Source organism: Streptomyces sp. NBC_01439, from assembly GCF_036227605.1.
Lineage (GTDB): Bacteria > Actinomycetota > Actinomycetes > Streptomycetales > Streptomycetaceae > Streptomyces.
The window spans coordinates 14,633-35,884 of the sequence record NZ_CP109487.1; the positions used below are offsets into that span (position 1 = coordinate 14,633).

The following is a 21,252-nucleotide window of genomic DNA, read 5'->3' on the forward strand; positions in this document are numbered from 1 at the left end:
TCACATATGGCGGTAGCTGTTCAGATACCGGCGTGCGGCGGCCTCGCTCGTGCCGAGCGCGGTCGCGACCGTCTCGATCCGGATCCGGCCGACCTGCACCGCCAACGCCGCGTCCGCACCCACCCCGGCGATCAGGTACCTCAGGTCCGCGAGGGCTTTCAGCGCCACCAGCGGATCCTTCACCGCAGCAGTCTCCAGGTTCTCCATCAGGGCGGTCAGCAGGGCGGTCAGCGGTTCGGGGAGGGGGACGGCGGCGTCGCGGACCACGGTGAGGTGGGCCTGGTAGTCCGCGACCGGCCCAGCCAGATCAACGTCCGCCTCGTACAGGGGCGTCTGGTCGTCCAGCGTCGTCCAGTCGAGCGGGTACTCGGCCGCGCCCCTCCATCCGCACGCGCAGGCACCGCGCAGGAGAGCGGCCTTCGGGCGGCCGAACCGGCCGTCATACGCGTGCCACTCCGTCGACGACGGCACGTACGATCCGCTGCCGACGTCGAAGTACGCCGGCCCCGGCTCGCTGCCGTCCTCCAGCAACACTCCCACCGAGCCGGCGTGCGCCGCACCCAGGTCCCTCAGCGTCTGATCCACCGTGCCCCGCCCCTTCCCCACGCCACGACGGCCTGTGCCCGCCGGATCGGTGTCGGCGCCTGGCCGGTTCCAGCGTGCCGCACCCACCCGGCCGCGCGCCCCGTATCCGCCAAAGCGCCACCCCAAGGGGCTGTGTGGCGCGGGCTGACCGGGCTCGCCGGCGTGGCAGCCGCCAGAGCGGGGATTCCGGGCACGGGCAAGGGTGAGCAGCTGTGGTCGATGCCGGTGCGCGGCCGGGGTCAACGGGCGTAGCGTGGTGGGGTATGAGCGAGGTTGTGGAAGCCAGGGGTCCGAAGGTTCCGCCGAGTTTTCCTCCGAAGTCGCCGCCGCCGCAGAAGAAGCCGGTGGAGCCGCCGCGGCCGCAGCCGGCGACGAAGCCGAAATCGCTCACCGGCGTGCCGCCCCGGCTGGTCGTCACCAGCCGGCGGGCGCGGGTGCTGGCGTTTCGCGCGGACCGGTGGGCGGCGAAGAAGGCCGCCGCACAGGCAGCGCTGGCCGTAGCCGAGTGGGACTACCCGCTGCTGGACGAGCACGACTTCCTCAAGACCGTCCACGGCCTCGTGGACACGGCCGTGACGGCCGGCGGGAAACGCGTCAGCGTCCACCTCGCCGACCAGGACGACAAGATCCTCGTCATGGCCCTCAACCACCAAGCCGCCGGACAGGGGTCGGCGGGAGCCGTGCCCGCGGAGGTGGCGGTACTGCGCACCGTGGAGGCGTGCGGCGCCCATACCGACCACGACGGCCACGCCTGGTGGGCACTCCTCGACGCCCGGCCCCGACCGAAGAAGCGCCTGGCGTAGCAGGGAATCGGAGTGCACCCGGACTCGTGTATGCGGTCGTTGGTCCGGGGCCGGGGTGGATGCTGTCGACCGGGGCGCTGAGCGGCGGCGTGTGACGGCGGCCGGATTCCTGCCCGCGGTCGACAGCGCCACGGGGGCCGGGAGCAGCCCGTCCGAGGACGGCTCCCAGCAGTGGCCATTGCACCCCTCTTCCGGTTCAGGCCCGGCGTTGACGCGCGGAAATGGGTGTGAGCCGCACCCGGACAGGTGCTCGTGGTCTGGGTGCGGCTCGGCCGGGGGGTCAGAAGGAGACGTCGAAGTAGTCGATGTCGGTGAACTCGACCCGGAGTTCGTCGGCGCGGGTGCCGCCGTCCTTGAAGTAGATCTCCTGCAAGCCCTCGGCGACGATCCCGCGTAGGTCACGGTCGTCGGCGCCTCGGGCGCGGGCGTCGAAGAGACGCTGGGCGTAGGCGGGTGGGAGGTGGACGGTGAGGCGGCGTACGCGGCCGTCGTCGGTGGTGCCGATGGGTGCGGTGTAGCCGAAGCGGGCGCGGGTCTCGACGGTGATGCCGGTGCTGGTGGCGGCTTCCTTGCGGCGGCGGCCACGGACCACGGGCTGCCAGCGGGCCCGTACGGCTCCCTCGATGCGGTCCGCCACCGCCTTCGGCGGGGTCTTGCGGTCGCCCTTGCGGTAGCGCTCGACGGACCGCTGGCTGACGCCGAGCTCGGCGGCGACCGCCCTGGTGGACTTGAGCTGCTTGAGCAGGAAGTTGATCCGGCCCTTCAGCGTCTTGGGCGGGTCCTTGGTGAACGCCTCCTGGTCGGCTCGGCCGATGGCGTCCTCGATCTCTCCCACAGCGGTTCAGCTCCTGACAGGTGTCCGGGTCGTACACGGTGAGCGGTCTGTCGGGTGGGCCTCCGGCACGTCGCCGCCGGAGGCCACACCGGGTTCTCGTTGCCTATTCGCCGTCGTCGAGGACGGCGTCGCCGCCCTTGATGTGGCGGGCGGGGTTGAGGCCCTTCTCCATCAGGTCCACCGCCCACCCCATCCCCTGCACCCCTTCCAGCTTGGCCAGACCGGGGGTCGGGCCGAGGCGGAAGCCGCCCATCAGCGGCTTGCCCGACGCCGCGTACGGCAGGAAGTCCAGCGGCGAAGCGCCCGGGGACGGGTAGACGACGCAGTCCGAGAGGACCGCGAGGGGGAACAGGCCGGTCAGCTTCACCATGTTGGTCAGCTTGCGGTGCATGTTGACCCGCGCCTTCGAGATCACGGCCGCCCGGATGTCCGGCCGCCACGTCGGGCGCTGCATCGCGGGCCAGGGCTCGCCGTCCCGGTAGGTGCGGCCCTGAGGGCGTTCGCGGAGCTTGCCGATGCCGCCCTTGACCGTCGCCTTGATCGCCGCGAGGACCGCGGCCATCCCGGGGTCGGCCTGCTTGTGATGCTCCATCGCCGCCAGGAACTCGGCGTCCGTGAGATCCGCCGTGACGCCGAGATCGGCGAGAGTGTCCATGTACGCGGTCTTGAGGCGGTCGTGCCACGGGTCGAGGTACGCCCCGGTCTCCCGGCGCAGGTAGGCCTCGATCGGCTGGACGTCGTGGCCGAGTTCCTGGGCGTAGGCGAGGGTGTGGGTCTGGTACCAGGCAGGCCCCGTCGGCCGGGTGCCGTCCGGGGTGAACGGCGACGGCAGACGCGGGTCGAGGTCGACGTGGGAGAGGTCCGCGAGCCAGGACCCGGGGATCTTCTTGTTGAACACCGGCCCGTGGAAGTGGTCCGGTGCCGACAGGCCCACCGTCAGCCGCGCGGCGGCCGCCAGGAACGCGGTGTTCAGGTCCAAGCCGACCGCGTACGGGAGGAGGCACTCCTCGTCGGAGAGGAGGGCGGGGTCGCGGACCCACTGGTAGGCCTCCTCGTTCAGGAAGCCCGCGTTCCAGCCGGACCGGACGACGACGGGGTGTTCGGCGATCGCCTCCGGGGGCGCCGGGTCCATCGGGTCCGTTCCGAGGCTGCCCGGGTTGTGGCCCGACACCCAAGTCCCGTTCTCCTGCACGGCCCGGGTGGGCGGGCGCAGGGCGGTCATCAGTTCCAGGCCGGAGACGGCGGTGGAGCCGCGGGGGGTGATCACCCGCTGGGCATACACGCCGAGGACGCGGACGATATCGGCCGGGGCCAGCTCGGCGACGCCGGGCCAGGAACGGGTGTCGAGGGCGTCCCAGGACAGGACCGCGAGCTGCACGCACTGCCGTGCGCTGCCCTGGGCCTTGCGGTAGATCCGCGCCCACGGGCCGAAACCGCGCTGCGTGAGCTGCCACTTCGCCTTCCCGATCTGCTTCACCACCGGGTGGTCCTCCGCAAGCCGCAGTGAGCGGCGCTCCTCACCGCCCTCCAGCCGCTCCGGGAGTCCGAGCTTCACGGCGGCGGAGCCGGTGAGCACGATCAGCGGGTCGGAGTCCTTGCCGTTGCGGTTCAGGCGCGCAGCCCCGAGCCCTGACTCCTTCAGCGTCCACTCCACCAACTCCGTGATGGTGGTGGCGGGGCAGTCCAGCACGACCCCGCCTGCGGCGTAGGCGCTGCCGTCGCCATCGAGGACGGCGAGCGGGCCGTGGGGGAAGCGGGGATCGGCCGGGGTAGTGGCGGGCTTGGCGGCCTTCTTCGCGGCGGGACGCCGTGACGTCGCCGCCGGACGGGCCGGGTCCTCGGCAACAGCCGGACCGCTGGGCTCGGCTGACGGGACAGCCAGCGCGGGCGAGGGGGTGGCGGGCTCCTGGGTGTTCGGGCTGGGCCTGTCGGGGGCCGGGAGGGTGTCTGTGGCCGCGGCTGGACGGTGGGCGGGGGCGGTGGGAGGCGTGGCGTACGGCTGGGGTGGGGCGGGGTAGCGCTGGGCCAGGCCGTCGAGGAGGCGGCGGTAGGCCTGGAGGCGTTCGGGTTTCGGCTCGGCGCGTCCTTCCTCCCAGGCCTGGATGCTGGGGATGCGTACGCCGAGGGCCTGGGCGACGGCAGCCTGCGTCAGGCCGGCCGGTGGATCAGAACTCACGAAACTGAGACAGCGTCACACCTTCCGCGATAAAGACCTACGACAGCGATCTCCCACCAATCTCTCACTGCCATGACAGTGCCCTCCCCCGCCTAAACAGCCCCCGACCAGCACCAACACACTCACACCCCACTGTCTCTCACACCACCGTCCCCAAACCGAGAAATCGCACGAGAGCGAGTGGGGTGGTGCGTGTTGTCCCGACTCAATGAAGTCTGACCAGTCCCAACGGACTTTGACCGCGACCTTCACCAGCAGGAGCGGGTACGCGGAGGCGTCAGAACGGTGGTTCGTTGGAGATGGTGCCGCCCCAGGGGTCGGGAGCCGGGGCTGCGCTTGGCCTGACCTGGAGGACTCGGACGGCGTCCTTGATGCGGCCGAGGCCGATGAGGTGGTGGGCTAGGACAGTGCTGTTGGAAACGGGGTGCTGTTCGAGGACAGCGACGGCTTCCTCGATGCGGCCGGCCTCGGCAAGCAGGTCCGAGAGGGACCAGGCCGCATACCAGGTGCCGCCTTCGGGGTGGGCACGGGCCTGCTCGATCGCTTCGTCGCGTAGGCCGCAGTCGGCTATGAGCGGCAGCCGCATCCGGAAGAAGTCCCACGCCTCCTCACCGTCACGTCGCTCCTTGAGCGCGTCGAGGTAGGCCAGAGCCTCCTGGGCGCGGCCGTGCTCGGCATACAGGGTGCACAGCGTGTCAACGACGCAGTCGTCCGCGCCGCCCGGGGAATCTGCCAGGGCGCGCATCGCCGCGATCGCCTCATCGGCGCGGCCGTACCGGACCAAGAGCTGGGACAGTAGATGGGCCACGCGCCACATGTCGTGAGGCTTCTCGGCGAAGGTCCGGTAGACGGCGATCGCTGCCTCCTCATCGCCGCGTTCCTCCAGTACCTCGGCCAGGCTCCGCGCGGCGTGCCCGTGGTACTCGGAGTCGGTGTACGCGCGCAGTTCTTCAAGCCGTCCATGCCTGGCCAGCAGGTCGGCCAGCGCGTCCCGGCCGTTGACCGACGTGACCTCCCGGCGGCGCAGCAGAGCGATCGCCTCGTCGACGCGGCCTTGCCGTTCCCGGACTGTGGCGAGCAGGTCGAAGGCGTTGGACGGTTCCATGCGGAGTCGGTGGCAGTCGGGGGCGTCACAGGCCGGAACCGCGGCCTCGATCCGGGCTTTCAGCAGCGCCGCTACTTCCTCGTCCTGGCCTGCGGCTTCGGCAACGTCGACCAGGGCCTGGGCGATGAACCAGTCCTCAATGCCGGGCCGCAGCAGCACGAGCGCCTCGGCGGCCCGGCCGTGCCGGGCCAGCAGACGCGCGAAGAAGTCCAGGACCAGCCGGTCGCCGTCCTGCGCGTACGGGCGGGACAGCTCGATCGCCTCCTGCGCCCTGCCCCAGTCCTCCAGCAGCTCGGCCCGGGCCCGAGCCGCCGGCCACCAGCCCGTCGCGATGTACGGACCGAGCACGTCCAGCGCCTGCTGGTACTGCCGCCGGTCGCCAAGCAGCCGCGCCCACTCCAGCGCGCAGAACCACTCCCCACGCCCGGCCTGGAACTCCACTTCCCGCTCATGGCCAAGCTCCAAAAGCCGGGTCACCAGCGATGAAGGAATGCAGCCGCCCGACAAGGTCCGGGCCCGGTAATCAAGATCAGCAGCGTCCACAGCCACGCACCCTAGCCGCCACCCCTGACACCCCCGGATCCGCCGGTGGTCAACGTCCGATGAGACAAATCCCCGCCCCGTCAAACTTCGCTGAGACTGATCAAACTTCGGTGAGGCAGGTCACGTGTCGGCCAGGCGGCGACGGGGTGCCCCTGCACACGCCGCCCAGCCGTAGTAACCATGGCTGCCACGGGATGCCCAAGCTCCTGCCGTCGGGCGCCGATGCCGAAGGTGGCCGGCTCCCACAGGCGCGCTCGTGGGCAGCGGGCCTGTCTCTGGAGCACTCGATGGGGTGCGCCCACCTCGCCCACCCCTGAGAACCCAGAGATCCGTCCCATGACGACCCTCGCTCCCCAGACCTCGTCCGGCTCGGGACCCGGCCCAGCGCCATGGCCATGGAGCAGACCGGCCGCTTCGCCAGGCCTTCCGCACCCGTCACCCACGGCTCACCCTCGACATCCGCACGATCACCTCCGAAGGCGACGCGCACCTCGGTCCCCTGTCCCAGATCGGCGGCAAGGGCGCGTTCACACGCCGCGCGGACACCTACCTTCTCGACGGCCGGGTCGACGCCACCATCGCCTGCGCCAAGGATCTGCCCAGCCCCCACGACCGGGCGCCGGGGGCGGTGGTTGCCGCGGTCCTGCCCCGCGAGGACGTCCGCGATGTCCTCGTCCTGCCGGCAGGGCACCGCTCCGTCACCCTCGCCGAGCTTCCACCCGGCACCCGAGTGGGAACCAGCGCTCCCCGCAGGGCCGCCCTGCTCGCCTCCCTCTACCCCGGACTCGTTCCCATCCCGATCCGCGGGATCGCCGACAGCCGCCTGAACCGCCTCGATCACGGTCGGCTCGGCGCCGACGTGATGATCGCGGCACTCGCAAGCCTGCGGCGCCTCGGTCTCGAGGACCGGGCCAGCGAGGTGCTCGACCCCACCGTGTGGTTGCCCGCCGCCGGGGCCGGGATCGTGGTCGTCGAGCACCGCGCCGACGACACCGCCACCGGCGAGCTGCTCGCGCCCCTCACCCACCCCGCCACACGGACCCTCCTCGACGCGGAGCTGGCCGTCCTCGCCGAGTTGGGCGGCGGATGCCTCACCGCGGCTTCCGCCCACGCCACCCTCGACGACACCGGGTGCCTCACCGTCCGCGCAGCCGTCCTCGCCCCGGCCGGCGGACCGACCCTGCGCGCCGAAGCATCCGGCCCCGCTGAACAGGCTGCCGAGACCGGCCGGAAGACAGCCCTCGCCCTCCTGGACGCCGGTGCGGGCCGGCTCCTCGCCGCCACACCCGAGTAGCCGGGCTGTAACCCTCGGGCTGGCACGGCCCATGCCTCAATCCGGCGTCACCCTGTCCGGAATTTCCCTATTCGCGGAGCGCGCACATGCGGAAACCCCGTCTCATCGCTGTCACTGGCCCCCCTGGGGCCGGGAAGTCCACCCTCGCCCGGGCGCTTGCGGCCGAGCTGGGCTGCCCCGCCATCCTGCGCGACGAAGTCAAGCAGGGCATGGCGGCAACCCTCGGCCCGGCAGCGACCGACACCGACGCCCTCAACGTGCCCGTCATGCAGACGTACTTCAGCACCCTCGGCGTCCTGCTCCGTGCGCAGGTCACCGTGGTCGCCGAGGCCGCCTACCAGGACCGTCTCTGGCGTCCCGGTCTGCAACCTCTGGCCGACATCGCCGACCTGTGGGTCATCCGCTGCCACGCCCCCGCCCGCACCCTCGTCGGCCGGATCAGGGAACGCGCCACCCGGGACCGGCACCGTGCAGCGCACGCCGACGAGCAGTTGCTGACCGACATCGCCACCGGCGCCTACGACCCGGAGGCCTTCGCCGAGATCTCCCTCGACGCACGCGTTGTGCGTGTGGATACCTCCGACGGATACCAGCCCAACCTGATCGAGATCGCCACACGCGTCCAAGCCCCGTGACCACCATGCCGCTCAGGCCGCCGCCTCGCTCCTTCAACGAGCCGGGTACGGCCCCGGCAGCCGCCGCCCGCAGTTCTCTCGAAGGGTCCAACCATGGCACAGTCCCCCCTGCCGTCCTTGCTCGCCGCATTCGCACACCCGGACGATGAAGCGCTCGCGGCTGGCGGAGGTGAGCCCCAGTGCGCGGTTGTCCTTGCCGTCCCGCATGTGGTCCAGCCAGCGTTCGTACCAGGACAGGAAGTCCCGGGCCGAAGAGACGTTCGGGGGCCAGAAGCCGTCTGAGTTACCGATGAGCACGCGGCCCGTGAGGGGTTCGGTCACGCGGATGAGGCACAGGTCTGTGCAGCCCATCTCGATGACCTGGAGGAACAGGTCTCCTTGGAGTGCGTTCGGGTGCTTCACGTGGTGGAATCCCCGCGGGCTGCCGTCCGGCGGTTGGCGGTCCATGGTGTACAGCCTGCGCTTCTCCAGCGGAAGCAGACCGTAGAAGGGCTGGCACCGCTGCCCCCGAGTCCTACCAGGAACGCCCGGTAGACCAAGGGCAATTCGATGTGGGTGTTCGCCCTCGAAGACGTCTGCCTGCACGGAACTGGTGCGTGGGCCAAGGCGAAATGCGTGGCGCTCGGCGCCCGCCGAGTGGCTGCGCCGCGCCTGGTAGGGCACCTTGGCCAACTTGGAGCATATGCGCGATATCCGGGAGTCCATCGGAGGATCGCTTCTCTCGTCCGCCGCCACTCTACTGGACCACCCGCATGAGGCATCACCGGACGCCGGGAGAACGGACCGGATGGAGTTCGTGCTCCGTCCCGCATCGCCGCGGGTCGGGCGCGAAGTCACCGTGCACGCCACCCTTGGCGTGGACACGGACCCCGGCCGGGCCTGCACGCCCGGGGACGTCTCGGAGTTCCTGCGCCGGGCCGGCCGGGACGACACTTCAATCCGCTGACGGCGCCGGTGACCGACCCCAGGATCGGGCCGGGTCCGAGCCTGCCGCCGGTCTCGTGCGCCCTGTTGCCGCAGGGTCATAGGCGGCAGCTGTAGGTGAAGGTGGCCTCGGCGCGGGCAGGGTTCGGTGACAGCACCTCCAGTACGGCGGTGGCCTGCATGGAGCCGGGCCCGTGGAAGGCCCATTGGAGCGCGACCTCGGTCAGCCGTGCTCTCGGTGCGACGCGCTGCCGCACCGGGCTGGTGACCGTGCCGTCACTGCGGCGCCAGCGATAGCTCACCGTTCCGCCTTCCCCGTTGCTGCGGATCGTCCCCAGCACGGTGACGACGCTGTCGCAGCCGGCGGCTGGGGAACCGGGACGTACGGTGACTCCCGTCACCGACAGAGGATCGCCGGCTTGCTGCCCGATGAGGAGAAGCAGGGCCACGATCGCCGCCCCCGCCACGACCGGCCAGCCCCGAAGGACGCCGCGTCCGCGCTCGGCACCGGCGGTGTACGGCGCGCCCGAGGAGTCGGTGCGGGTGCCGTGCCACAGCGCGGTGAGGTTGTCCCGGCCGCCGGACGGAGGAGCGGCCGACGCCGGTGCGGCCGCAGGGTCCGGTGTGGTGGCGTGGACGGTCTTCTGTGCGGGTGGCATACCCCAGGCGGCATCGTCCAGGAGGGTCGCGCTCGTGGCCTCGTCAGCCGGGTGCGAGCGGGGGAGGAAGACAGTCAGGTCCTCGTCGTGCGGTCGGTGGTCCATGGCCGGCTCAGAGGATCGGGTTGCAGTCATCGGCGTAGAGCACCTTGTACGTGCCGGTACCCGTCGCTGCCGCCGGGCTGCTCGACACCTGGACACCCCAGTAGGGGAAGGGGTCGGAGGGTCCGAACGTGTGGGCGTACGTCTTGCTGAACGAGGTCTGCCCGGCAGGGATGGTGATCCTGTCCGTCGCCACGGCGGGGCCCGGCCCACGGGTGTTGCTGTGGAACCAGGTGAGGATCAGCGTTCCGGTGGAGGCGCCGTCGGTCTTCACGGATGCGACAGCCTGGGTGCCGAACTTGCCGGAGCAGCCGTACTGGGAGAGGGACACGGCCAGCACCCGCACGGTGGGGGACACGACCGGCGGTGCGACGGGTGGTGACCCAGGGGCCGCGGTCGTGGTGGAGGGCGTCGGCCGTGCTGCCGCATCCGTGGAAGCGGGTCCCGCACCCGGAGCGGACGACGGCCCCCCGGCCGTCGTGGAACCCTCCACGGCACCGCCGGTGCCGGTTCCGCCGTCGGCAGCGGGACCGGCAGTAGTCCCCGACTGCTCGGAACCGGGGGCGGTGGTGGAGCGGGGTCCTGTGGGGCGGGTGCCGGTCGGGGAGGCCAGCGCGCCGGGCGAGACGGTCGAGCCTGCGGCATCGGGAGCGCCCGGAGCGCCGGGAGCGTCGGCGGACTGAGGAGCGGAGCCTGCGGCGCCGGCCTCCGAGCCGTCCTCTTCAGCGATCGCGGACAGCGTGAGGACCCCGGTGAGCAGAAGGGCGGCAGACGCGGCGACGACTGCGGCCGGGCGTCGGCCGGCAAGGAGACCGCGGGATCGCGGCCGACCCGATGCCGCCGCTGCGGAACGTCCCGTTCCCGCAGTGGTGGTTGTCTCGGCGAGCGTGGTGTCCGCGAAGGTCGTCGTCGCGGTCACGGCGTCGTCCGCAGAGCGCACCAGCATCGGCAGGAGTGTGAGGAGCGCGGCCATTCTGCGCTGCCCTCGCACCTCCCAGTCCTCGCCGTACGCGCGGGACGCCAGGGCGTCCAGCTCCCGGACGAACGCGGCGGCGCTCGGCGGCCGTTCCACGGCCCGCTTGGCCAGGCCACGGCGGATCAGCGGCCGCAGCGCCTCAGGCACTCGGTCGTCGGGTATGGGCGCCTCGATGTGCTGAACCGCCAGTTCGGCAGCCGTGGTGCCCGGGTACGGCTTGGAGCCGGCGAGGCACTCGAAGAAGACGGCCGTCGCGGCGTAGACGTCGGTGACGGGGGTGACGGCGTGCCCGGTCCACTGCTCGGGAGCCATGTAGGGCGGGGTGCCGGCGATGTCGGAGGCGTCCCCGCTGGCCACTGCGATCCCGAAGTCCACCAGCTTGGAGCAGCCGTCGAGGCCGACCAGAATGTTCTCCGGCTTGTAGTCCCGGTGCACCAGCCCCGCCTCGTGAGCTGCGGCAAGTCCGAGCAACGAGCCCTTGAGCACGGTGAGGGCCGCTTCGGGACCCGTGGGACCTTCCTGGCGCAGCAGCGTCCTGAGCGAGACCCCGTCCACCAGTTCCATGACGATCGCGGCGCCTTCGAGGTGCTCGACGTAGTCGTCGATCCGTACCACGTACGGTGACCGCAAGCCCATCAGCAGACGGGCCTCGGCACGGAAGGCGGTGCGCGCGCCGTGGGTCAGATACTTGATCGCCACCCGGGTGCCGGACACCTGGTCCAGAGCTTCGACGACCCTCCCGCAGGCGCCGGCGCCCAGTTCCCTGCCATGGATGTAGCCGGGCACCTCCCACTGTCGAGTCGCGCCCATGTCCCCGTCGTCCACTGTTGCCCTCGCTGCGTCGTCGCCGTGCGCGCCCGGGAGCATGCCTCCCACCGCGCGGGCAGCCGGCCCGGCCGGCTGCTGCGGCCAGTCAACCGGCCGGCCTCGTCGAGGCGCGTGAGCAACCGGTACTCATCCGACGTGCGGCATCGGTCGCGTCCCGTCCGGCGCGGGCCGGCACCTCCACCACCGCTTCCCCGGTCAGCGGGTGGGTTCGGCCACGATCACCGCGGCGACGGAAGTCTGCTTGTAGGCCAGTTCGAGGTGGGTGGGATGGGCGGTGGTCGTGAAGCCTTCCGGCTGCTCGCCGGCGGGTCGGGGCAGGGGGACGGGGGTGAATCCGCAGGCGGTCAGACGGTTGATCCACGTGCGCGTCGGCTCGTGCCGTTCGAAGCGGGAGGTCTCGCAGACGGCGCCCACGACATCCTCGATCTCGCGGCCGAAGAAGCGCTTCATCTCGCGCTTCTCCCCGTCGGTGGCGCTGGTGGCGTCGATCGCGGCGAAGACCGTGCCGTAGTGGTGCCAGGCGTTGGCCAGCCTGACCGGCAACGGGACGAGGTGGTGATCGCTGTCGGGTTCGCACAGTGCCAGCGCGGCCGGCTCCAGGGCGCGCAGCCGCCGCAGAAGTGTGGCGCGTGCGTCCTGTTCACCTGAGTGGTTCAGCATGTGGTGGAGAGCGAAGGAGGCCGTGACGAGCAGAGGGCGGGGCGCATGCTCGACCAACGCCCACACGCTCTCGTCCGTGTCCTCGCTCGCGGCGAGAATCGGACGGAAGTCGACCCGGGTTCCTTCAGGCACTTCCGGTCCGTTCAGGGCCCGGTCGGCCGCGTCAAGGCTCTCCGCGGCGACATCGGCACCGATGACGGTCACCCGCTCCAGCCCCGCGCGGGCCACCAGGTCCAGCTCCTGACGGCCCTGACCGATTCCGAGAGCGAGAACGGTCGCCTCCTGCCGGTCCGCGCAGTACTTCAACAGGGCATCGTTGGCGAACCTCCCCGCCCGCAGGAACGGCAGGTGCTGGTGCATCAGGTAGAACAGGTCGATCTGGGGCATGCCGTCGGCACGGAGGTAGAGATTGGCGGGCCGGTCCTGGCCGAGGCGGGCAGCCAGACCGGCGAGGAAATAGTCGCCCAGGCCCGGGCCGTCCTTAGAGAACTCGCCCGCCTGCTTCAAGCAGGCAGTGAAGCGCTCCATTTCGCCTGATTCGGCGGCGATTGCAGCCGTTTTGAGAAGTGAATAGATGTTGTTTGTCCCGTAATGCCATTTACTGATCAACATTTCGCGCACTAATCCTCTAAGTCGTCTGCGAGCACGGACAGGGGCGCATTGCCTGATTCCTTCTCGCCCCGCCGGGCCGCGGACCGCTCACCGATGTCCTACGGACGTCAACGGACGGCCTCCGCGAGGCGCAGCGGTGACCTCGCCCTTTCCGGCCAGCACCGCGTAGAGGGCACCGCTCACCAGCAGCCCCACGACGAACGAGACGTCGGCGCCGTCCATGGCCTCGGCGACCGGTCCGCGGAAGAGGCCGGTCGAGACGAACGGGACCATCGCGACGAGACCCATGCCGTACGAGACCAGGCCGCGCCAGGACCAGCGTCCGTAGATGCCCTGGTCGTCGAAGATGTCCCGGATCACGTACTGGCCCTTGCGGATGGCGTAGTAGTCGACGAGGTTGACCGCAGTCCAGGGGACCAGGAAGTAGAGCATCAGCAGGACGAAGCTGCTGAAGCTGGCCACGTAGTCGTCGGGCAGGGACAGGGCCAGCGCGAGCACCACGGCGCCGACGGACAGGACGACGACGGTCCGCAGGCGACTCGTCGGCCGGTCCCGCCGGAAGGCGTCCACCGCGCTCACCGCGGTGAGCATCGCACCGTAGGTGTTGACGCCCATGACACTGATCAGGGCCAGAGCCGATACCAGAACGACGAGTGAGCCGAAGCCCGAGACGATGCCGTTGCCGGTCCGGAGCAATCCGGCGACGGCATCGTCGGCAGGCATACGGCTGCCGACGAACGCGCCCAGGGACATCAGCCACACCGCGGAGCCGGCCGCACCCGCGTAGGTCCACCAGATGACCTGGCGGGGGTTGGCGTCCGCGGGCAGGTACCGGGAGTAGTCCGACACGTAGACGGCGTAGCTGATCTGGTAGCCGGCTGCAGCTGCGAAGACGGTCAGGAACGAGGTCCACGGGCTGCCGGTCGCAGGGGTGACGACCGGCGCGTCCCACCATTGAACGACCGTTCCGGCGGTGAGCATCCCGAACACCAGGACGAGAAGTCCGGTCAGGACGCGTTGTACGAGGTGGATCAGGTCATGCCCCACCAAGGCCAACACCACCGACACCACAGCCAGGACGGGGTACCAGAGCCAGGGGCCGCCGCCGACGATCTGTGTCAGTCCCTGGGCCGCGAGCACGGTGTTGAAGACGTTGAAGCCCAGGTAGACGAAGACGACGGCCGTGAACGGTACGACGGCTCCCCGGACCCCGAACTGGGCTCTGGACTGGATCATCTGAGGCAGGCCCATACGGGGCCCCTGGTTGGCGTGGACCGCCATGAAGAACGTGCCGAAGCAGGCACCGAGGACCACAGCCGCCACCGACCACCCCAGGCCGAGGCCGATCGAGGGGCCGATGAATCCGATGACGAGGGTGGTCAGGACGAAATTGCCGGAGAACCAGAACGGGCCCTGGTGCCAGAGCTTGCCGTGACGTTCGTCCACGGGGATGTAGTCGATGGACCGTACCTCGGGGGCGGTCAGCTGAGTGAGACGGCGACGCGGGGCTTGCTGGTCGTGCACAGGGGGGTCCTTTGCGCTCAGGGCTGGAAGCAGCGGCCATACCGCGACCGGGTGGCCGGCTGCCTCGGAAGAGTCAACCGAGCGCCGGAGCCTTGGCACATGAGCAAGCACTACTCATCCCGGTGCCACCGGGGTCGTCCGTGGAGGAGTCCGGGACGCGTGTGGCACGAGGCCGGGCGGGGCCCCTCAGCCGCTGCGCACACCCGTGCGACAGGTCCCGCGAGTACCTCTGCGCGGGCGCACCGTCTCGCGCCCGCCCACGGTGAATCGACTGCGCACGTTCGGCGGCAGTCGTCGTCTCCCTGATGGTCGCAGGACTGCTGAGAGAGCGCGAAAGTTGGTCAATCCGATGCTTCACAACGTTCGGGAACGTTCCAGGCGGCCGCGTCCTGGACATCGGGTCCGTTGATTTCCACAGCGTTCTGACGGACGTCGACGAACAGGGCCACGGGCTCCATGTCCTCGACTCCGAAGAACGACACACGGCCTGCACCGCCGAGCTCCTTGGCGGAGGTCCCTGCGAAGATCAAGGGAAGACGATACTCGCAGTACGTGTCATGGTCGCGGAACGCTCCGCTCACGACGACATCGGCATGATCGTGCAGTGACAGGACGTGGACCCGCAGCAGACTCGGGGCCGGATTGACGCGCAGATGATCCAGGAGGGCCTCGACCCGAGAGTCCCTCCTCAGCTTTCTGGCCTCCAGGAGGTAGATGCCGGGATTCCCCTCGTCGTCCACTGCCGGCCTCCATTCCACGACGTCTTCCGCCGTGATCTCATGGCCGACGCTCCGAAGTCCGTCCAGTGCTTCTTCCAGGGTCGAGGCATCCTCGATGACGAGATCCGTCAGCAGGTCCTCATCGAACTCATCGAACTCTTCCGAGAACCGGGGAAGGGTTTCAAGTCGTGCCCGCTGTTCAATGAGTATGTGCCCGCGCCACGCCTCGAAATTCTCGACGGAGGGAAATGTGAGCCGCATTCTGAATTCAATGCCGAAGGTCATCCTCTGTCCATCCTCATGTACGTGGGTTCGTTTCAGTACTCTCGTCGTGCAGGTTCTTGCGCCGGTGGGGAAACCGACCTTGACGCCGGGCTCCGACGCCCAGCGCTCGGCGCGGCCGGGAATCCCGTCCACCCGAGGCCGTGATGCCCGGCATGCGTACGGCGCGGAAAACCCGGCGGTTTCGGGCCCGCGCGGACGCCCCCTCCCGTGCGACATCGGCCAACTCGCGTTCGGATATGATCCGCTTCAGCGGCCGATACGCCATCCATTCTCCTGACGCCACAACCCGGTTCCGCACGCCAGCCCGCAACTCACCGCCTGCGAGCGCCACGGACCGCCGTCAGGCCATGGGCGCACCTCGTGATCAACGCGTGGCGCAGCGTGCTTGAGCAGCCCGTTTCGCGCATTCTCCTCCGCCTTCCCTTTCGGTGGTGTCAAACGAGAACTGCCGCACGCCGGCGGTCGGACGTGAACAGCGCTCGATCGGGTCGCGTCGGCGAGCTCGGCCGCGAAGGCCGCGGGCGTCGGCGAAACCGGGCAGGAGCCAACCAGTGGGGGCAGAGGAATGAATCGAAACGGTGTCGTGCAACGGTGGCCGCTGGTCGGGCGCGAGGCCGAGCTGAAGGATTTCGACGAGGTCGTGTCGGAACCTCGCAGCGCCGCCTTTCTGGTCTTCGGGCCGGCCGGAGTGGGCAAGTCCCGGCTGGCCGAGGAGTGCCTGGACCGTGCCGTCGTGCTCGGACACCGGATCGGCAGGGCGGTTGCCACCTCGGCGGCGGCGTCGGTTCCGCTGGGCGCCATCGCCCATCTGCTGCCCGACGGCGTCGATCTGTCCGACCCGGTCTCCGGATTCGCCAGTGTGGCCAGGCTGCTGTCGCGGCCGGGTACGGCGCGGCCCCGCATGGTGATCCTGGTCGACGACGTCCACCTGCTCGACGCGACCTCGGCCATGTTGTTGCGGCAGTTGATGGACGCCGGGGTCATCTTCCTGCTGGGAACGGTTCGGTCGGAGGAAAGCCAGGCGCTGGCGGTGGCCGCGCTCGGACACGGGGACGCCGTACGGCAGGTGGACCTCGTCGGGTTCACCCGTGGGCAGGTCGTGACGGTGCTGGAACAGGTCCTGGAGGGGCCGGTCGTGAGGAGCGCGGTCAACCACCTCCTCACGAACAGCGGGGGCAATCCCCTCTACCTGCGGGAGCTGGTGGTGGGAGCCGTGGCCGCCGGAGTGCTGACCTGCGACGGCGAGATCTGGGACATGACCGCGGACCGGCTGCCGGGCACGCGGCGCCTGACCGATCTGATCCGGTCCCGGCTCTCCGTCGCCGCACCCGCCGGCCGACAGGTACTGGACGTCCTGTCTCTGTGCGAGCCGCTCTCCCTGGGCCACCTGGAGATGGACACCGAACCGCAGGTGCTGAACGAGTTGGAGCAGTCGGGGCTGATCGTCGTCGTCCAGGAGGAAAGACGCTCAGCGGTCCGGCTGGCCCACCCCCTCTACGGTGAGGTGCTGCGCGCGGACATGACGGCCCAGCGCCGCAGGGAGACCCTGCTCCGGCAGGTCCATCTGCTGAAGCGCACCGGGGCCCGTCGCCGCGAGGACGCGGTCCACCTCGCCACGTACAAGCTCGCGGCCACCGGCACGGCCAATCCGGGTCTGCTCGTCCGCGCGGCAGCCCTGGCCGCGCACGCCCGCGAGTACCCCCGCGCGCTCGATCTCCTGCGGGCGATCCCGGAGCAGCACCAGAGCTTCCAGGTCCAGCTGCTACTGGGCAACACCCTGTACGAGGCCGGTGAGTACCAGCAGGCGGAAGACGCGCTGTCGCGGGCCGACGTCATGGCCACGACCGAACAGGACGTTCTGTCCGTACTGCCGGTCCGGATACAGAACCTCCTGTGGGGCGTGGGAACACCCTACGAGGAGGTTCTCGACCTCCTCGCATCCGTCCGCAGCCGGGTCACCAGTGCCCTCGGTCACCGCGTCCTGCTGGCCAACGAAGCCGCCAGCGCGCTCACCGTGGGAGACGTCGGACACAGCCTTGCCCTCAGCGCGGACCTCGAACTTGAGGGCGCGCACGCACCCGACGGCCAGACATGGCTGTGGGCCGCCATGACCAGGTCCACGGCTCTTGCGGTCACGGGTCGCGGGGAGGAGGCCGAGGGCTGGATCCGACGTGTCATGGCCTTCAGCGCGGCCGTGGGCGAAACCCACTCCGCGGCCACGCACGAGGTGGCCCACCGGGCGGTTCTCGTCCTCGCCCTGGCGGAGAGCGGCCGTCTGGCCGAGGCGCAAGAGGTCGGTGAGCGGGCCTTCGCGGGCCTCACGGACGCGAGCGCGACCGCGGACCGTCGACTGCTGGCCTTCTATCTGGCCCGTGGCACATGGACCGCCGGCCACCCGGCTCAGGCGCGGCGCTGGTTCGCGGAGGTGGCCCGAGCGTCCCGCCCGTACACCCCCGTCGTGCTGTCGATGGCGCTGGCGGGTCTGGCGGCGTCCGCCGCACTGCAGGGAGACTGCGAAGCGGCGGAAGCAGCCCTGGCCGAACGCGATCGGCTTCCCGCCGCGGGGTTCTTCCCCGAAGAGAGCCTGGGCGAGGCCTGGCTGTACGTCGCCCGCGGTGAGCTGACCCGCGCTCGAACGGTCCTGACGGCGGCCGCCAGGGAGGCGTTCGAGCGCGGGGAAACCGCGTCCGAGGCGATTCTGCTGACCGACCTCGTCCGCCTCGGGCAAGCCGGGGAAGCCGCCGTGCGGCTGACCGAGATAGCGCAGGAGCGCACCGGGCGCTTCCACCGGGCCCGCGCCGATCTGGCCGTCGCATGGTCCACCCGCGACCCGGACGGGCTGCTCGCCGCCGCGGACGCTCTGCAGGCCATGGGAGCGGACCTGCTGGCAGCCGAGGCGGCGAGCACCGCTGCCGCCGCCCTGCGAACGGCCGGACAGACCCGTCGGGCCAACGCCGCCGCCGTCCGCTCCGACGAGCTCGCGGCCCGCTGCGAGGGAGCGAGAACCCCTGCCCTCATGGCGTGCGCGGAGGTCGTGCAACTCACCGTGAGGGAGCGCGAAATCGCCCTGCTCGCCTCCCGGGGCATGCTCAGCAAGGACATCGCCGCCGCGCTGACCATCTCCGTACGCACCGTCGACAACCACCTGCAACGCATTTACAACAAGCTCGGCATCACCACGCGCAAGGAACTGGCCGACCGACTGCTTCCGTAACCGTGCAGCGAGGCTTCCGTCAGGTGTGCCGGGTCGCCGTGAGCATTTCACGGAACCCTTCCACAAATTCCCGGCCGGCCGCACCGTCGTCGAGGGGGAAGGGATAGCTGGACGACTCGCTGGAATCCAGCCACGCCGACCTCACATAGATTTCACGCTCCCCCTCACTGTCCTCCCGGCGAGGCGTCTCGCTCACCATGGTCTGCTGAAGTCTCCCGACAAAAGCGACTCCGCGCCCTTCGGTGTGCGCTATCAAAATGATGACCAGGTTCTCGGTGAGAACGCATGCCTCGATCACGGGAGCCGGCCCGGCATATGCGCCTCGCGGGAGCACGCCGTTGTCCGAATACCGCGTTTCGCAGCACAGCCTTGTAGCGGCGCGGAGATCCCCCAACGAGTACCTGTGCACCGTGTCCTCCAGCAGGGGGAGGAGGCGTTCATCGAGCTCGGTAATGCGGCACAGCCTGGTGTGACGCTCCCTCGGGCCCTCGCCGGCGACCGCCCCCAGCCCCCATTGCGCGTACAGGGAAAAAGGCGAGAACCGTGCCTGGAGGAACATGAACGCCAGACCGGCGATGATGCATACCGCCCCGGTGGTCGAGAAGACGGTTTCTCCGCGCTCAATGCCTGACGCCAGCAGGCCCAGCCCTGCCGCGGCAACGGATGCCGTGCCCATCACAGTCGTTCCGCGTATGGCAAGCATCACCGAGATCGTGATGCTCAACGTGAAGACCGTGGCGATCCATCCCATCGACCAGGCCATGTCAGGACTGTACGAGACGGAGGCGATGGAATACACGGAGAACGTTTCCCCCAAGAGGGCTGCAGCTGCCAGAGCCGCTACGGAGGACTTACTGTTCAGCATGAGGGAAACGCACTCCTTAGGGTTGTCCTGAAAATGCCGGCACGGGTTGGAAGATGTGAACGCCAGGCGTTCGGTTGGAGTCTTGCGCGTACCCGGCCGGGTGTCGTGAGCAGCACCTACTCAGCCCGGACCGCCGCGTTCACGGACCGTTAGGGGCGGTTTGATCCAGTAGGCGGAGCCTCGCCGGAGCCGGCCGGTTCGCTCTGCACGCGCTGCGGTCGGCCGGCGCCGCGCGCGCCGGGAGCCCGGCGCTCCGCACCGTGCCAGCGGCCGGCCTGCGCGCAACCGACCTGCTACCGGGCCGGCTCCCGCATGAGGCCGTGCGCGGTCTCCCGCAGCTCGTCGCTGAAGGCGAGGGGCTTCAGGGTCTCCGGGTCGATCCGGACCTGCACCCGATGACCGTGAGCATGCACACAGCGGCCGTCGCCGGATCTCACCTGGAACTCGTACATCACGCTGGTGCGGCCGAGCCGTGAAATCCGGAACCACACGCCCACGTCCCCCGTGCCGCGAATCGGCTCCTCGTACGTGACCATGAATTCACGCACGACGAGATGCGTGTCGCGATACCGTGAGCGATCAGGATCCGTGCTCCAGCCCTGTTCTCGCCAATAGGTCGTGATCGCTCGTTCGACGAACAGCGCATGGCGCGAATTGTGCACCATTCCCAGGAAATCCAGGTCGTCGAAATGTACCTGGACCGATTGGATGTGTCCCGCTTCGACGGGCAGTTCCTGCATGGCCGTTCCCCCTGCTGCCTGATCTTCCACGTCCGGTCGAATCGACGCCCGGTCACAGACGACCACGACTGCCGGATGATCCGCATGAGTAGCCGGTACTCAACTCAACAGGCCGCTCAGGCGGCCGTACACCGGATCGGTAACCGGCTAGTGTGACCGGCATGCATTCAATCGAGTTTCGTGTGGCTCCCCACCCCTTCGGGGGGGATAAGGGTTGTCCCGCAAATGATCTCCGAGACGCCTCGGACAAGGTTGGCCGCCGCGCGGCCCGCTGGCCTATCCGGCGAGGGCGAGATTATGCATTCGAGCGATGCCGAGCATGGCGTGGTGGACGCCGTCGCCTTTGAGGCGGCAGTCGCGGAGGATCTTCCAGGTCTTCATACGGGCGAAGACATGCTCGACCCGGGCTCGGACCTGCTTGTGGGACTTGTTGTGTTCCCCTTTCCAGTACGGGAGTTCGGTCTGGCCACGCTCACGGCGGTGCGGGATGACAAGTCCGGTGCCTAGGTAGCCGCCGTCGGCGATCGTGAGGGTCTTGCCGACTGAGGCTTTGGCGCCGGACTCCTCCCATGCCTTGCAGTCGTTGCGGTTGCCGGCGAGCGGTCGGCCGACCACGACGATCAGGCGGGTGTCGGCATCGATGACGACCTGGTGGTTGGTGGAGTAGCGATAGTCCTTGGATTGGGCGGCGATGGTGTGGTCGCGGGTGGGGACCAGGGTTCCGTCCACGATGAGCACAGTGTCCTTGGCGAACCGATCTCGAGGCTGGAGCGCGAGCATCGGCCCGAGGTGATCGATGATGCGGTCCGCCGCCGATTTGGACACCCCGAACAGCGGGGCGAGCTGGCGCATGGTCAGGTTCGTGCGCCAGTAAGCCGCGACGAGCAGTGCCCGGTCCTCCAGCGGAAGACTCCACGGCCGACCCTTGCGGACCGCATCCGCGCCCTCGCGCCGCAGCACCGTCACGAGCTTGCCGAAGTTGCGAGGGCTCAGCCCGGTGAACGGGGCTATCCAGGACGGCTCCGACGCCGTGATCACACCAGACACCGCGAGATCATCTCATCCTCCTTTGCCCGGAGCCGGGCGATCGCGGCCACTGTGCCGCGGCGAATCATGCTGTCCGGCCCTGCGTTCGCTCGTATGCACGGAGCCATCCGGGCTCGGCCGG

The 21,252-nt window shown here is 69.7% G+C and carries 17 protein-coding genes and 1 pseudogene; 5 read left to right on the plus strand and 13 right to left on the minus strand.

Annotated features, from left to right (window positions below; genetic code table 11):
- Nucleotides 1-585, minus strand: a complete 585-nt coding sequence (locus OG207_RS00080) for a hypothetical protein (protein ID WP_329094642.1) — start codon at nt 583-585, stop codon at nt 1-3.
- Between the two features lie 263 nt (nt 586-848).
- Here OG207_RS00080 and OG207_RS00085 point away from each other — a divergent pair, with 263 nt between their 5' ends.
- Nucleotides 849-1,388 (plus strand): hypothetical protein, encoded by a 540-nt coding sequence (locus OG207_RS00085; protein WP_329094643.1) that lies wholly within the window; start codon nt 849-851, stop codon nt 1,386-1,388.
- Between the two features lie 280 nt (nt 1,389-1,668).
- Here OG207_RS00085 and tpg read toward each other — a convergent pair whose 3' ends face one another.
- The 3 genes from tpg to OG207_RS00100 form a co-directional block, all read right to left on the minus strand.
- Nucleotides 1,669-2,223: a telomere-protecting terminal protein Tpg gene (gene tpg, locus OG207_RS00090; RefSeq protein WP_329094645.1), complete on the minus strand. Its 555-nt coding sequence runs from the start codon at nt 2,221-2,223 to the stop codon at nt 1,669-1,671.
- A gap of 103 nt (nt 2,224-2,326) precedes the next feature.
- A complete protein-coding gene (tap, locus tag OG207_RS00095) occupies nt 2,327-4,399 on the minus strand; it encodes a telomere-associated protein Tap (RefSeq protein WP_329094647.1) in 2,073 nt (690 codons plus the stop codon).
- Nucleotides 4,400-4,676: 277 nt separating this feature from the next.
- Nucleotides 4,677-5,945, minus strand: coding sequence for a tetratricopeptide repeat protein (locus OG207_RS00100; RefSeq protein WP_329094649.1), 1,269 nt, complete (start codon nt 5,943-5,945; stop codon nt 4,677-4,679).
- 529 nt (nt 5,946-6,474) lie between these two features.
- On the opposite strand from OG207_RS00100, the pseudogene hemC reads away from it, so the two are divergent.
- Nucleotides 6,475-7,341: pseudogene (hemC, locus tag OG207_RS00105) on the plus strand (hydroxymethylbilane synthase); the annotation flags it as partial.
- Nucleotides 7,342-7,427: 86 nt separating this feature from the next.
- Nucleotides 7,428-7,976: an AAA family ATPase gene (locus tag OG207_RS00110; RefSeq protein ID WP_329094651.1), complete on the plus strand. Its 549-nt coding sequence runs from the start codon at nt 7,428-7,430 to the stop codon at nt 7,974-7,976.
- A 33-nt stretch (nt 7,977-8,009) separates the two neighbouring features.
- Here the strand turns inward: OG207_RS00110 and OG207_RS00115 are convergent, their stop codons facing one another.
- Nucleotides 8,010-8,423, minus strand: a complete 414-nt coding sequence (locus OG207_RS00115) for a hypothetical protein (RefSeq protein ID WP_329094652.1) — start codon at nt 8,421-8,423, stop codon at nt 8,010-8,012.
- 340 nt (nt 8,424-8,763) lie between these two features.
- Between OG207_RS00115 and OG207_RS00120 the strand changes: the two genes are divergently transcribed.
- Entirely contained in the window at nt 8,764-8,922 is a 159-nt protein-coding gene (locus OG207_RS00120; RefSeq protein WP_329094654.1) for a hypothetical protein, read from the plus strand.
- Between the two features lie 76 nt (nt 8,923-8,998).
- On the opposite strand, the gene OG207_RS00125 is transcribed toward OG207_RS00120, so the two are convergent.
- The 5 genes from OG207_RS00125 to OG207_RS00145 form a co-directional block, all read right to left on the minus strand.
- Nucleotides 8,999-9,694, minus strand: a complete 696-nt coding sequence (locus OG207_RS00125; protein WP_329094656.1) for a hypothetical protein — start codon at nt 9,692-9,694, stop codon at nt 8,999-9,001.
- Nucleotides 9,672-11,447 (minus strand): serine/threonine-protein kinase, encoded by a 1,776-nt coding sequence (locus tag OG207_RS00130; protein WP_329094658.1) that lies wholly within the window; start codon nt 11,445-11,447, stop codon nt 9,672-9,674. Before OG207_RS00130 ends, OG207_RS00125 begins: the two co-directional genes overlap by 23 nt.
- Before the next feature lie 213 nt (nt 11,448-11,660).
- Entirely contained in the window at nt 11,661-12,737 is a 1,077-nt protein-coding gene (locus tag OG207_RS00135) for a GRAS family protein (RefSeq protein ID WP_329107378.1), read from the minus strand.
- Nucleotides 12,738-12,824: 87 nt separating this feature from the next.
- Complete coding sequence (locus OG207_RS00140) at nt 12,825-14,261, minus strand: purine-cytosine permease family protein (RefSeq protein ID WP_329094660.1); 1,437 nt, start codon at nt 14,259-14,261, stop codon at nt 12,825-12,827.
- 341 nt (nt 14,262-14,602) lie between these two features.
- Nucleotides 14,603-15,265 (minus strand): hypothetical protein, encoded by a 663-nt coding sequence (locus OG207_RS00145; RefSeq protein WP_329094662.1) that lies wholly within the window; start codon nt 15,263-15,265, stop codon nt 14,603-14,605.
- 565 nt (nt 15,266-15,830) lie between these two features.
- Between OG207_RS00145 and OG207_RS00150 the strand changes: the two genes are divergently transcribed.
- The gene (locus tag OG207_RS00150) at nt 15,831-18,479 is read left to right on the plus strand and encodes a helix-turn-helix transcriptional regulator (RefSeq protein ID WP_329094664.1); all 2,649 of its coding nucleotides are present in this window, start codon (nt 15,831-15,833) and stop codon (nt 18,477-18,479) included.
- 19 nt (nt 18,480-18,498) lie between these two features.
- On the opposite strand, the gene OG207_RS00155 is transcribed toward OG207_RS00150, so the two are convergent.
- The 3 genes from OG207_RS00155 to OG207_RS00165 form a co-directional block, all read right to left on the minus strand.
- Nucleotides 18,499-19,344, minus strand: a complete 846-nt coding sequence (locus tag OG207_RS00155; protein ID WP_329094666.1) for a hypothetical protein — start codon at nt 19,342-19,344, stop codon at nt 18,499-18,501.
- A 293-nt stretch (nt 19,345-19,637) separates the two neighbouring features.
- The gene (locus tag OG207_RS00160; RefSeq protein ID WP_329094668.1) at nt 19,638-20,084 is read right to left on the minus strand and encodes an acyl-CoA thioesterase; all 447 of its coding nucleotides are present in this window, start codon (nt 20,082-20,084) and stop codon (nt 19,638-19,640) included.
- Nucleotides 20,085-20,360: 276 nt separating this feature from the next.
- Complete coding sequence (locus OG207_RS00165) at nt 20,361-21,131, minus strand: transposase (protein WP_329094670.1); 771 nt, start codon at nt 21,129-21,131, stop codon at nt 20,361-20,363.
- Nucleotides 21,132-21,252: the final 121 nt, after the last annotated feature.